The sequence below is a fragment of the Pseudomonas sp. AOB-7 genome (assembly GCF_003696305.1).
In the GTDB taxonomy this organism is placed as follows: domain Bacteria; phylum Pseudomonadota; class Gammaproteobacteria; order Pseudomonadales; family Pseudomonadaceae; genus Aquipseudomonas.
Genome location: NZ_RFFK01000003.1, coordinates 275858 through 288009, shown reverse-complemented (window position 1 = coordinate 288009; position 12152 = coordinate 275858). Strand labels below are relative to the sequence as shown.

The 12152-nt window shown below is 66.9% G+C and carries 11 protein-coding genes; 1 reads left to right on the top strand and 10 read right to left on the bottom strand.

Annotated features, from left to right (window positions below; genetic code table 11):
- Positions 1 to 209 precede the first annotated feature (209 nt).
- Entirely contained in the window at positions 210 to 1130 is a 921-nt protein-coding gene (locus EA796_RS07940) for a M23 family metallopeptidase (protein ID WP_122108225.1), read from the bottom strand.
- A gap of 79 nt (positions 1131 to 1209) precedes the next feature.
- On the opposite strand from EA796_RS07940, the gene EA796_RS07935 reads away from it, so the two are divergent.
- Positions 1210 to 1665, top strand: a complete 456-nt coding sequence (locus EA796_RS07935; RefSeq protein ID WP_122108224.1) for a DUF721 domain-containing protein — start codon at positions 1210 to 1212, stop codon at positions 1663 to 1665.
- A gap of 89 nt (positions 1666 to 1754) precedes the next feature.
- On the opposite strand, the gene lpxC is transcribed toward EA796_RS07935, so the two are convergent.
- From lpxC to murD, 9 genes are all read right to left on the bottom strand, one after another.
- Positions 1755 to 2666 carry a UDP-3-O-acyl-N-acetylglucosamine deacetylase gene (gene lpxC, locus EA796_RS07930; protein ID WP_021442017.1) on the bottom strand — a complete coding sequence of 304 codons (912 nt, stop codon included), beginning with the start codon at positions 2664 to 2666 and terminating at the stop codon, positions 1755 to 1757.
- A gap of 112 nt (positions 2667 to 2778) precedes the next feature.
- A complete protein-coding gene (gene ftsZ, locus EA796_RS07925) occupies positions 2779 to 3972 on the bottom strand; it encodes a cell division protein FtsZ (RefSeq protein ID WP_021442018.1) in 1194 nt (397 codons plus the stop codon).
- Positions 3973 to 4014: 42 nt separating this feature from the next.
- Positions 4015 to 5262, bottom strand: coding sequence for a cell division protein FtsA (gene ftsA / locus EA796_RS07920; RefSeq protein WP_021442019.1), 1248 nt, complete (start codon positions 5260 to 5262; stop codon positions 4015 to 4017).
- Positions 5263 to 5276: 14 nt separating this feature from the next.
- Positions 5277 to 6143, bottom strand: a complete 867-nt coding sequence (locus EA796_RS07915; protein ID WP_021442020.1) for a cell division protein FtsQ/DivIB — start codon at positions 6141 to 6143, stop codon at positions 5277 to 5279.
- 3 nt (positions 6144 to 6146) lie between these two features.
- On the bottom strand, positions 6147 to 7088 hold the full coding sequence (locus EA796_RS07910; protein WP_122108223.1) for a D-alanine--D-alanine ligase: 942 nt from the start codon (positions 7086 to 7088) through the stop codon (positions 6147 to 6149).
- Complete coding sequence (gene murC / locus EA796_RS07905; protein WP_122108222.1) at positions 7085 to 8527, bottom strand: UDP-N-acetylmuramate--L-alanine ligase; 1443 nt, start codon at positions 8525 to 8527, stop codon at positions 7085 to 7087. Before murC ends, EA796_RS07910 begins: the two co-directional genes overlap by 4 nt.
- Positions 8520 to 9590 carry an undecaprenyldiphospho-muramoylpentapeptide beta-N-acetylglucosaminyltransferase gene (gene murG / locus EA796_RS07900; protein WP_122108221.1) on the bottom strand — a complete coding sequence of 357 codons (1071 nt, stop codon included), beginning with the start codon at positions 9588 to 9590 and terminating at the stop codon, positions 8520 to 8522. The genes murC and murG overlap by 8 nt, the downstream gene beginning before the upstream one ends.
- A complete protein-coding gene (ftsW, locus tag EA796_RS07895) occupies positions 9580 to 10800 on the bottom strand; it encodes a putative lipid II flippase FtsW (RefSeq protein ID WP_122108220.1) in 1221 nt (406 codons plus the stop codon). Before ftsW ends, murG begins: the two co-directional genes overlap by 11 nt.
- Entirely contained in the window at positions 10800 to 12146 is a 1347-nt protein-coding gene (murD, locus tag EA796_RS07890; protein WP_122108219.1) for a UDP-N-acetylmuramoyl-L-alanine--D-glutamate ligase, read from the bottom strand. The genes ftsW and murD overlap by 1 nt, the downstream gene beginning before the upstream one ends.
- Between the last annotated feature and the right edge of the window lie 6 nt (positions 12147 to 12152).

Here is a 12152-nt window from a genome sequence, read left to right as displayed (position 1 = left end):
GCGACCTGGCAGCCAGTGTGGCTGCGGGCGAAGGGGGCATTCTACCCGGAAAAGCCGGGGAGGAAAGTGACGTTGTCTGCCCATTGCTACCGCGTGAGGCGCAGGCCGCGCACGCCCCGGACAATCGCGGCGGCGCGGCATGAACCAATAGGTTGGGGCGAATGCGAGGAATTCAAGCGACGGCGGTTGCCGACCCTTTCAGACGCAACTCACTCGACGCCGCTGGCGCGGGCGATATAGAGCGCGGGATTGACCTGGCGGCCATCCTTGCTGACTTCGAAATGCACGTGATAACCGGTGGAGCGGCCGCTGCGGCCGACCTTGGCGATGGTCTGACCACGCTGCACCAGGTCGCCGATCTGCACCGTGTTGCTCTGGTTGTGCGCATAGAGGGTGACATAACCGTCGGCGTGGCTGATTTCCACCACATTGCCGTAGCCGCTCTTCCTGCCGGAGAAGGTCACCACCCCGGCGGCCACCGCCACCACGTCGCTGCCGGGCTTGGCGGCGAAGTCGACGCCCTTGTGCATGCTCGAACGCCCGGTCAGCGGGTGCACCCGGCGGCCGAACGGCGAAGACATGTGGCCCTGCAGCACCGGCCGCCCGGAGAGGAACTCGGCCTCGCTGAGGCGGCGCTCGCCGAGCAGTTGCTCGAGCACTTCCAGCTGCTGCTCGCGGCTGTCGACGCGCAGGGCCAGCTCGTCCAGCGCGGTCATGAACGGCGGCGGCGCATAGGCCGAGGCGCCGAGGGCATCCTCGGCACCGCCCTGGCCGACGTCGAGGGAGAAATCGAATTCACTGGCGTCCAGCTCGGCCAGTTCGGTCAGGCGCTCGCCGAGGGCATCGAGACGGGTCAGGCGCGCCTGCAGTTCGGCGACGTGAGCGGCGAAGGCATCCAGCTGGCGCTGGGCGTCCAAGCGTACCGCGCCGACCTGCTCGCGCTGCTGGTCGAGGGCTTCGGCCAGCTGGCTGTCGGCAATGGGTTCGGCGATCAGCCACTTGGCGCCGAGGGCGGCGCCGGCGCCGAGGCTCAGGCTGAGCAGCAGGAACAAAGCCAGCAGCAGCCAGCGCAGGTCGAGATTGATCGTTCGCGCCGAACCGTGCCGGCCGTTGAGCAGGATAATATGCATGGCATCCCCTTCTGGCAGAACCCAGGCTGGTAGCAGGCTCTGCTACCATGACGGCTCTGCAATACTAAGGCCTCCTGCCATGACGTTCCGTCCCTTGCCGGCCCAGGCACCCGCTGCGCTGTTACGCGAAGCCAAGCCCCTGAAAGCGCTGTTCGGTCAGGCGCAACGCCTGGCCCATCTGCAGCGTCTTGTCGAAAGCCAGCTGCAACCAGCCGCCCGGGAGCACTGTCATGTGGCCTCCTGGCGCGACGGCTGTTTGTTGTTGATCGTGACCGATGGCCACTGGGCAACACGCTTGCGCTATCAGCAGCGCAGGCTGCACAGACAGCTGCAAGCGTTGGAAGAGTTCGCGACCTTAACGAAAATCCTGTTCAAGGTGCAACCGCAAAGCGGCGCGAGTCGTGCGCCCGGTCGCACAATTCACCTCTCCGCCAGCGCCGCGCAGAGCATCCAGGCCGGCGCCGAAGGTATCCGCGATCCCAGGCTGCGCGCGGCTCTCGAGCGCCTGGCCAGCCATACCAAGGACGCCGAATAAGCGCCCAAGACCGCTCGTCGAAAGAACCACGCAAAAAAGAGGCCACCCTAGGGTGGCCACTAATTTTGAAGCGAGAAAGAGAGGTCGAACTACACCGCCGCAACCGGGCGCATGTAGGAGATCGGCGCGAGCTTGGCGTCCTCGAAGGTCACCATTTCCCAGGCATCGGTCTGCTCGATCAAGGTGCGCAGCAGGCGATTGTTCAGCGCGTGCCCCGATTTGAAGCCCCTGAACTCGCCGATCAGGCTGTTACCCAGCAGGTACAGATCGCCGATGGCATCGAGAATCTTATGTTTGACGAATTCGTCCTCGTAACGCAGGCCGTCTTCGTTGAGCACGCGATACTCGTCGACCACGATGGCGTTTTCCACACTGCCACCGAGCGCCAGGTTCTGCGAACGCAGGAACTCGATGTCACGCATGAAACCGAAGGTGCGGGCCCGGCTGACTTCCTTGACGAAGGAGGTGCTGGAGAAATCCACACTGGCGCTCTGCGTGCGATTGCGGAACACGGGGTGATCGAAATCGATCTCGAAGCTCACCTTGAAACCGTCGAAGGGCACGAAGGTGGCGCGCTTGTCGCCCTCCTCCACCGTGACTTCGCGCAGGATGCGGATGAACTTCTTCGGCGCGTCCTGCTCCTGCAGGCCGGCGGATTGAATCAGGAATACAAAGGGACCGGCGCTGCCATCCATGATCGGCACTTCGGACGCGGAGAGCTCGACGTAGGCGTTATCGATGCCCAGGCCTGCCATGGCCGAAAGCAGGTGCTCTACCGTATCCACCTTGACATCACCATTGACCAGCGTGGTCGACATGGTGGTTTCACCGACATTCCCGGCCAGCGCGCGGATTTCCACCACGGGGTCGAGGTCGGTACGACGGAACACGATGCCGCTGTCCACCGGAGCCGGCTTCAGGGTCAGGTAAACCTTTTCCCCCGAGTGCAGGCCGACGCCGGTGGCACGGATGATGTTCTTCAGGGTGCGTTGTCTGATCATGGCTTTGGCCGCTATATCGCTAGTTGCGAACTGTTTTCAACAATGGCCGGGGATGATAGCAGAACCGGCCTTTGCTGAACACCAATCACCCTTATACTCCTGATACATTCCATCAATCGGCCTGACGACGCAGGAACGCCGGAATATCCAGGTAATCGAGATCGTCCTGGGTATTGAGCTTGGCCGCGGTCGCCGCGCCGCCGTGGCTCTGGCGCTGTACGGTGGGACGCTCGTAGTCCTTGTAGTTGACCGACTGCTCGCTGCGCGGCTGCGCGGCGGACTGCTGGGCAACCGGCTGGCTGGCGGCGACCTGCACGGTGTTGTCGATCACCTTGACCGGCTTCTCCATGCGCGCGCCGAGGCCGGTGGCGACCACGGTGACGTGCAGCTCGTCGCGCATGTCGGCGTCGATCACGGTGCCGACCTTGACGGTGGCCTGGTCGGAGGCGAACTGCTCGATGATGTTACCTACGTCGGAGTACTCGCCCAGCGACAGGTCCGGGCCGGCGGTGATGTTGACCAGGATGCCGCGCGCGCCCTGCAGGTTGACGTCTTCCAGCAGCGGGTTGCGGATCGCCGCCTCGGTGGCCTCGCGGGCGCGGTTCGGGCCGCTGGCGCAACCGGTACCCATCATGGCCATGCCCATTTCGCTCATCACCGTCTTCACGTCGGCGAAGTCGACGTTGATCATGCCCGGACGCTTGATGATGTCGGAGATGCCGCGCACCGCGCCGGCCAGCACGTCGTCGGCCTTGGCGAAGGCGGACAAGAGGCTCGCGTCCTTGCCGAGGATGGTCAGCAGCTTCTCGTTGGGGATGGTGATCAGCGAGTCGACGCTCTCGGCCAGCGCACGGATGCCTTCGTCGGCGATCAGCATGCGCTTCTTGCCCTCGAAGGGGAACGGACGGGTGACCACGGCGACGGTGAGGATGCCCAGCTCCTTGGCCACCTCGGCGATCACCGGCGCGGCGCCGGTGCCGGTGCCACCGCCCATGCCGGTGGTGATGAACACCATGTCGGTGCCCTGCAGGACTTCGGCGATGCGCTCGCGATCTTCCAGCGCGGCCTGACGACCGACTTCCGGATTGGCGCCGGCGCCCAGACCCTTGGTCACGCCTGGGCCGAGCTGCAGCACGGTACGCGCACCGATGTTCTTCAGCGCCTGCGCATCGGTGTTGGCGCAGATGAACTCGACGCCTTCGATGTTGCTGACCGCCATGTGGTTGACCGCGTTGCCGCCGCCACCACCGACACCGATGACCTTGATGACCGCGCTTTGCGGAATGTTATCTACTAGTTCGAACATGATCCCTCTCCTTCCTTTCTAGTTGTAACGCCTACTGCAAATTCAGAAATTGCCTTGCACCCAGCGCTTGAGGCGCTCGAGTACCGGGGTCTTGTTTTCGTCCTGGTAAGGACTGCCCACCGACATGGAAACGCCGTCGTTCTGCTTCTGCAACCCGTACATCAGCAGCCCCACGCCGGTGGAATAAATCGGGTTGCGCACCACGTCGGCCATGCCCTTGACGCTGTGCGGCACGCCGAGACGCACGGGCATGTGGAAGATCTCCTCGGCCAGCTCCACCGCACCTTCCATCTTCGCCGTGCCGCCGGTCATGACGATGCCGGCGGGAATCAGGTCTTCGTAGCCGCTGCGGCGCAGCTCGGCCTGGATCAGGGTGAACAGCTCGTCGTAGCGCGGCTCGACCACCTCGGCCAGGGACTGGCGCGACAGATCGCGCGGCGGCCGATCGCCGACGCTGGGCACCTTGATGGTTTCGCCGGCACCGGCCAGCTTGGCCAGGGCACAGGCGTAGCGGATCTTGATTTCCTCGGCGTACTGGGTCGGGGTGCGCAGGGCCATGGCGATGTCGTTGGTGACCTGGTCGCCGGCAATCGGGATCACCGCGGTGTGGCGAATCGCGCCCTCGGTGAAGATGGCGATATCGGTGGTGCCGCCGCCGATGTCGACCAGGCAGACGCCCAGTTCCTTCTCGTCCTCGGTCAGTACCGAATAAGCCGAGGCCAGCTGCTCGAGGATGATGTCGTCGACTTCCAGGCCGCAGCGGCGCACGCATTTTTCGATGTTCTGCGAAGCATTCACGGCGCAGGTGACCACGTGCACCTTGGCCTCTAGGCGCACGCCGGACATGCCCAGCGGCTCGCGCACGCCTTCCTGGTTGTCGATCACGTAGTCCTGCGCCAGGGTGTGCAGCACCCGCTGATCCGCCGGGATGGCCACCGCCTGGGCGGCGTCGAGCACCCGCTCGATATCGGCGGGGCTCACTTCGCGATCACGAATGGCGACGATGCCGTGGCTGTTCAGGCTGCGGATATGGTTGCCGGCCACACCGACGAAGGCCGAGTGGATGCGGCAGCCGGCCATCAGCTGCGCCTCTTCCACCGCGCGTTGGATCGAGGCCACGGTGGACTCGATATTGACCACCACGCCTTTCTTCAGGCCGCGCGACGGGTGCGTGCCGATGCCGACGATTTCCAGCTGGCCGTCGGCCGTCACCTCGCCCACCAGCGCCACCACCTTGGAGGTGCCGATGTCCAGGCCGACGATCATCTTGCCGCTCTGCGCGCTATTCATTGTGCTGCCTCTCCTCAATTCACTTTCTGCTCGGCCGCGGCCGGCTCCACCGGCTCGCGCCAGGCCACGGCCAGGCCGTTGGCGTAGCGCAAGTCGATGCGCGCGATGTTCGCGCTCTGTTCTTTCAGTTCCCGCTCGTATATGGCGGCGAACCGACGCATTTTTTCCACCACGTGATCGCGCCCCAGCAGCAGCTCGATGCGTTGGCCGCTGGCGTTCTCGGTGGCCGAGAGGAACCAGCTGCCGCGCTCGCGCAATTGCAGGCCGACCACGGTAAAACCCAGCGGCCGCAGCAGCTGGCTGAGCATCTGGTACTGCTGCATCACCCTGGGCTGCGCGCGCTTGGGGCCGGACAGCTGCGGCAGGTGCTGATAGTGGTTCAGCTCCTGCGGGGCGAACGCCTGGCCCTGGTTGTTGAGCAGCGCCTCGTCGCCCCAACGGGCGATCGGCAGTTGCTCCTCCAGGCGTACGTCGACCTGGTCCGGCCACACCCGGCGCACCTCGGCGTGGGCGATCCAGGGCATCTGCTCCAGCTCTTCGCGCATGCCGCGCAGGTCGACGCTGAAGAAGCTGGCCTCGATATAGGGCGCGATGCGCCGCTGCACCGCCTGCTGGCTGACATAGGCCAGATCGCCCTGCACGCTGACCTTGGCGATGGGCCGGTCGGCATAGGGCAACAGACGCAACGCGCCTTCGTAGGCGCCGAAGCCCAAGCCCACCAGCAGCAGCGGCCAGGCCAGACGCCCCACCCAGGAAAAATCCGCCTTGGGCAGGCGCAGGCGCACCGGCTCCTTGGCCACCAGACGGCTGGCGCCACGCGGCGCGGGCTTGCCGCGCAGCGGCGCCCTCAGCGAGTCCTGGTGACGCACGGCCGTGACCATTGCTTAACCCCTCGCCTCGACGCTGTCGGCCAGGATCGCCAGCACCAGCTGCTGGAAATCCAGGCCGGCGGCGCGCGCGGCCATCGGTACCAGGCTGTGATCGGTCATGCCCGGTACGGTGTTGACTTCCAGCAGCCAGAACTGGCCGCTGGCATCCTGCATCACGTCGGCGCGCGCCCAGCCCTGAGTGCCCACGGCCTCGCAGGCACGCGCGGTCAGCTCTTTCAGTTCCGCCTCCTTCTCGGCCGAAAGGCCGCAGGGCATGCGGTACTGGGTGTCATCGGCCAGGTACTTGGCGTCGTAGTCGTAGAAGCTGTGCGGGGTGCCCAGGCCGATCGGCGGCAGCACCTGGCCGCGCAGCACGGCAACGGTGAATTCCGGACCGGCGATCCACTGCTCGACCAGCACCTGGCTGTCGTAGCGCGCGGCGTCCTGCCAGGCCGCGATCAGCGCCTCGACGCTGTCGACCTTGGCCATGCCGATACTGGAGCCTTCATGGGCCGGCTTGACGATCAAGGGGAAGCCCAGCTCGGCGGCGGCCGCCTCGCAGTCGGCCTGCGAGCTCAGCACCGCATGGCGCGGCGTCGGCAGGCCGAGGCTGTGCCAGACCTGCTTGGTGCGCAGCTTGTCCATGGCCAGCGCAGAGGCGAGGATGCCGCTGCCGGTGTAGGGGATGCCGGCACACTCGAGCAGGCCCTGCATGGAGCCGTCCTCGCCGCCGCGACCGTGCAGCACGATAAAGGCGCGGTCGATCTTCTCGGCATTCAGGCGAGCCAGGAAGTCGTCGCCCACGTCGATGCCGAAGGCGTCCACCCCGGCGGCCTGCAGGGCGCCGAGCACGGCCTTGCCGGACTTCAGCGACACCTCGCGCTCGGCGCTCTTGCCGCCGAACAGCACGGCGACGCGGCCGAAAGCCTTGGGATCGAGGCTACTGTGCAAACTCATTGCGACTCCCCCACGAACAGCGGGTGCTTGATCAGTTGCGGCGCCACCGCACCGATATCGCCGGCGCCCTGGCACAGCAGGATGTCGCCGGCACGCAGCAGCGGTTTGAGCAGCGGCGCCAGGTCGGTACCGCGCTCGACGTAGATCGGGTCGAGCTGGCCGCGCTGGCGGATGCTGTGGCACAGCTGCCGGCTGTCGGCGCCGGGGATCGGCTCCTCGCCGGCCGGGTAGACCTCCACCAGCAGCAGCACGTTGGCCTCGCCGAGCACCTGCACGAAGTCGTCGTACAGGTCGCGGGTACGGCTGTAGCGGTGCGGCTGGTAGACCATCACCAGGCGGCGCTCCGGCCAGCCGCCGCGCACGGCCTTGATCACCGCGGCCACTTCGCGCGGGTGGTGGCCGTAGTCGTCGACCAGCATCACGCTGCCGCCGTCCACCGGCAGCTCGCCGTAGACCTGGAAGCGTCGACCGACGCCCTGAAAGCCCGACAGGCCGGCGACTATGGCGGCATCGTCGATGCCCTCGTCGGTGGCGATGGCGATGGTCGCCAGGGCATTGAGGACGTTGTGATTGCCGGGCATGTTGACCGACACGTCGAGCGGCGCGCAGTCCGGGCGCAGCACGGTGAAGTGGGTGCGCATGCCTTCCTGACGCACGTTGATCGCGCGCACGTCGGCGTCCTCGGCGAAACCGTAGGTCACGGTCGGGCGACCGACCTGCGGCAGCAACTCGCGCACCACCGGATCGTCCACGCAGAGCACGGCCAGGCCGTAGAACGGCAGGTTGTGGAGAAACTCGATGAAGGTCTTCTTCAGCACATTGAAGTCGCCGCCATAGGTGCTCATATGGTCGGCGTCGATATTGGTGACCACCGAGACCATCGGCTGCAGGTGCAGGAAGCTGGCGTCGCTCTCGTCCGCCTCGGCGATCAGGAAACGGCTAGAGCCGAGCTGGGCATTGGTGCCGGCAGCGTTCAGGCGGCCACCTATGACGAAGGTCGGGTCCAGGCCACCGGCGGCGAACACCGAGGCCAGCAGGCTGGTGGTGGTGGTCTTGCCGTGGGTGCCGGCCACCGCGATGCCGTGGCGGTAGCGCATCAGCTCGGCGAGCATCTCGGCGCGCGGCACCACCGGAATGCGCCGCTCCAGGGCGGTGGCGACCTCCGGGTTGCTGGTGTTGACCGCGCTGGACACCACCAGCACGTCGGCCTGCTCGGCGTTCTCCGCGGCATGGCCGATAAAGATCTTGGCGCCGAAGCTTTCCAGGCGCTCGGTCACCGCCGAGGCCTTGAGGTCGGAGCCGGACACTTCGTAGCCCAGGTTCAGCAGCACCTCGGCGATGCCGCACATGCCGGCGCCGCCGATGCCGACGAAATGGATGCGGCGGATACGGCGCATGCGCCGCACTTCGGCCTTGACCGCGGCGGGCGACTTAGCCATGGGCCACCTCCTGGCAGATATCGACCACCGCGCGGGTGGCGTCGGGCTTGGCCAGGCGACGCGCGGTGGCGCCCATGGCGGTGAGTTTTTCCAGGTGCATCAGAACCTCGGTGAGCTGCGCGGCGAGCTTGGCCGCGTCAGTGGCGTGTTGCGGAAGAAGGACGGCCGCGCCCTCCTTCGCCAGGTATTCGGCGTTGCGGCTCTGGTGGTCGTCGATGGCGTGCGGCAGCGGCACGAGAAACGACGGCAGACCGGCGGCAGCCAGTTCGCTGACGGTCAGCGCACCGGCGCGGCAGATCACCAGATCGGCCCAGCCGTAGGCACGGGCCATGTCCTTGATGAAGGGCGCGACCTCGGCTTCGACCGCGGCATCGCGATAACGCTCCGCAGTGACCTCTGCGTGCTGCTTGCCGGCCTGGTGGAACAGCTGCGGGCGCAACTCGGCCGGCAGCAGGGCCAGGGCCTCGGGCAGCAGCTTGTTCAGCGGTTCGGCGCCCAGGCTGCCACCCAGCACCAGCAGGTGCGGCTTGCGCCCGGCCAGCGGTTCGCGCGGGGTCTCGAGGAACAGCTCCTCACGCACCGGGTTGCCGGTGGTACGGCGCTTGTCGGACGCGGCGAAGGTATTCGGGAAGGCCTCGCAGATGCGCGCGGCGATGCGCGACAGCAGGCGGTTGGCGGTGCCGGCCACGGCGTTCTGCTCGTGGATCACCAGCGGCACGCCGGCCAGGCGCGCGGCCAGGCCGCCGGGGCCGGTGACGTAGCCGCCCATGCCGAGCACGCACACCGGCTGCAGCTCACGCACGATGCGGCGCGCCTGCAGCAGCGAGCGCAGCAGCTGGAACGGCGCCTTGAGCAAGGACAACTTGCCCTTGCCGCGCAGGCCGCTGACGTCGATCAGGTGCAGCGGCAGGCCGGCCTGCGGCACCAGCTCGTTCTCGATGCCACGCGGCGTGCCCAGCCAGTGCACGGCGTAGCCGCGTGCCTGGAACTCACGGGCGCAGGCCAGCGCCGGGAACACGTGGCCGCCGGTGCCGCCGGCCATGATCAGCACGTTACCGCGCATGGGCGACCTCCTGGTTCGGCTCGGCGAAATCCGCCTCGTCGAACTCGACGTCCTCGTTGCCCAGCACGTTGCGACGCTCCCACTCGATTCGCAGCAGCAGCGCCAGGCTGACGCAGCAGATCACCAGCGAGCTGCCGCCATAGCTGAGGAACGGCAGGGTCAGGCCCTTGGTCGGCAGCAGCCCGGTGTTCACCCCGATATTGATCAGGAACTGGCCGATCCACAGGAACGACAGGCCATAGGCCACGTAGGCGGCGAAGAACTGCTTGGCCTTCTCCGCCCACAGGCCGATGTAAAGGCCGCGCACGCAGACGAAGACGAACAGCGCCAGGGTCGCCAGGGCGCCGATCAGGCCGAGCTCCTCGGCCAGCACCGAGAAGACGAAGTCGGTGTGGGCTTCCGGCAGGTAGAACTGCTTCTGGATGCTGTTGCCCAGGCCGACGCCGAACCATTCGCCACGGCCGAAGGCGATCAGCGCCTGGGTCAGCTGGTAGCCGGCGCCGTACTGGTCGGCCCAGGGGTCGGTGAAGGTGATCAGGCGCTGCAGGCGGTATTCCTGGGTCTGCACCAGGACGAACACCGCGCCGACCGCCAGGGCCACCATCAGGCCGAAACGCAGCAGGCCGACGCCGCCGAGGAACAGCATGGCCATGGCCGCGCCCATCATCACCACGGTGGCGCCGAAGTCCGGCTCCAGCAGCAGCAGGCCGGCCATCGGCAGCAACACGACAAAGGGTTTGAAGAAACCGGCCCAGCTCTCGCGCACTTCTTCCTGACGGCGCACCAGGTAGCCGGCCAGATAGACCACCACGAACACCTTGGCGATTTCCGAGGGCTGCACGTTGAACGCGCCGAAGCCGATCCAGCGCCGCGCGCCATTGACCTCGCGGCCGATGCCCGGCACCAGCACCAGCACCAGCAGGGCGAAGGCGGCCAGCAACAGCATCCAGCCGTAGCGTTGCCAGAAGCTCATGGGGATCAGCAGCACCACGCCGGCGGCGCCGAGGCCGATGACCAGGTAAATCAGGTGGCGAATCATGTGGTACAGCGGGTTGCCGGACAGCGCCGCCGCCACCTCCGAGGAGGCCGAGGTGATCATCACCAGGCCGAGACCGAGCAGGCCCAGACAGCCGGCCAGCAGCGGGAAGTCCAGGTCGAGGCCACGACGGCTGAGCAGCGGCGACGGGTAGGGACGCAGGAAGGCCAGCATCAGACCAGTCCCTCCACGGCCTGGGCGAACAGCCGCCCGCGTTCTTCGAAGTTCTTGAACATGTCCAGGCTGGCGCAGGCCGGCGACAGCAGCACGGCATCGCCCGCCTCGGCCAGCTCGCTGCAACGCAGCACGGCTTCGTCGAGGGTTTTCACCCGAACCAGCGGCGCGGCGTCGCCCAGGGCCGCGGCGATCCGCTCGGCATCGCGGCCGAGCAGCACCACGGCGCGGCAGAAACGCGCCACCGGCGCCTTCAGTGCGGAGAAATCGGCGCCCTTGCCGTCGCCGCCGGCGATCAGCACCAGCTTGCCGGCGATATCGCCACCCAGGCCTTCGATGGCGGCCAGCGCGGCGCCGACGTTGGTGGCCTTGGAATCGTCGTAGTAGTTCACCCCGGCGCGCTCGCCGACCCACTGGCAACGGTGCGGCAGCCCGGCGAACTGGCGCAGGGCGGCCAGCATGGCGTCCATCGGCAGGCCGACGGCATGGCCAAGGGCCAAGGCGGCCAGGGCGTTGGACTGGTTGTGCGCGCCGCGGATCTTCAGCTCGCTCACCGGCAGCAACGCTTCGAAGCGAAACGCCAGGGACTTCTCGCCGTTTTCCTCGAGCAGACCGAAGCGCTTGAAGTCGGGCTTGCCCAGACCGAATTCCCAGCAGGTCACCTGGTCGGCGATCAGCGGACGCGACAGCGCGTCGTCGCGGTTGATCACCACCTGACGGGCACCACGGAAGATCCGATGCTTGGCCAGGTGATAGGCCGGCAGACCGCTGTAACGGTCCATGTGGTCTTCGCTGACGTTCAGGCAGGTGGCCACTTCGGCATTGAGCTGATCGGTGGTCTCCAGCTGGAAGCTGGACAGCTCCAGCACGTACAGCTCGACATCGTCGGCCAACAGATCCAGCGCCGGGGTACCGAGGTTGCCACCCACGGCGACGCGCTTGCCCGCCGCAGCCGCCATCTCGCCGACCAGGGTGGTGACGGTGCTCTTGGCGTTGGAGCCGGTGATGGCGACGATCGGCGCCTTGGCGTGGCGGGCAAACAGGTCGATATCACCAGACAGTTTGACCCCGCGTGCAGCCGCTGCGGCCAGCGCTGGAGTCGCCACAGCCAGGCCCGGGCTCACGTACAGTTCCGAGGCGCGGCAGAGGAAGTCCACGTCCAGCTCGCCGCAACGCACTTCCACCTCGGGGTAGTCACGCTTGAGCGTCTCCAGCTCCGGCGGGTTCGCGCGCGTATCGGCCACGGCGAAGCGCACGCCCTGCTGCGCCAGGAAGCGCACCAGGGACATGCCGCTCTTGCCGAGGCCGACAACGATGCGGAACTGGTCGGAAGCGATCAATGACACGCTCTA